Annotated in this window: 2 protein-coding genes; both read right to left on the reverse strand. The window is 50.3% G+C overall.

Annotated elements, in window-relative coordinates; all coding sequences use genetic code 11:
- A partial coding sequence (locus tag A0J57_RS26270) for a hypothetical protein (RefSeq protein ID WP_153023182.1) occupies window positions 1-263 on the reverse strand: 263 nt, incomplete at its 3' end.
- Window positions 264-306: 43 nt separating this feature from the next.
- Window positions 307-450 carry a hypothetical protein gene (locus tag A0J57_RS27395; RefSeq protein ID WP_369118719.1) on the reverse strand — a complete coding sequence of 48 codons (144 nt, stop codon included), beginning with the start codon at window positions 448-450 and terminating at the stop codon, window positions 307-309.
- Window positions 451-473: the final 23 nt, after the last annotated feature.

A 473-nucleotide genomic window follows, 5' to 3' on the forward strand; every position in this document is an offset into this window, starting at 1 on the left:
GTCCAGTGATCAGTCCAGTGATCAGGGTTGCACATGGTCACGTGAGCACCGTGCTCATCACCATTTGCAATCGCGAACAGGGTACCGTGCTCATCACCATTTGCAATCGCGAACAGGGTACCGTGCTCATCACCATTTGCAATCGCGAACAGGGTACCCTGTTCAACACCCTGCACACTGTTAAGGGTGGTATCAAAAAGTTGATCCAGTCCGTCAATGCTTACTGGTTGAGTTGTTTCGATTTCGCGGGCTGGTTCACTCATGAATCGGATTATAAGGGCCGATGATCAGGGTCACAACGCTTGACTATGCTGATTCTCGCTTGCTCTCGGTGCTCGCGATGTCCCGCACATATCTAGTGAGTATGTGTCGAATAAAAGGCTGATATCCCAGTCCTTCTTTTTTGGCCAGCACCTTAAGCTGCTCTACAAGCTCCTTTTGCAGTCGCACCGTAACTGGTTGCAATCCGAGTG

This window comes from Sphingobium sp. 22B, assembly GCF_001580035.1.
In the GTDB taxonomy this organism is placed as follows: Bacteria; Pseudomonadota; Alphaproteobacteria; order Sphingomonadales; family Sphingomonadaceae; genus Sphingobium; species Sphingobium fuliginis.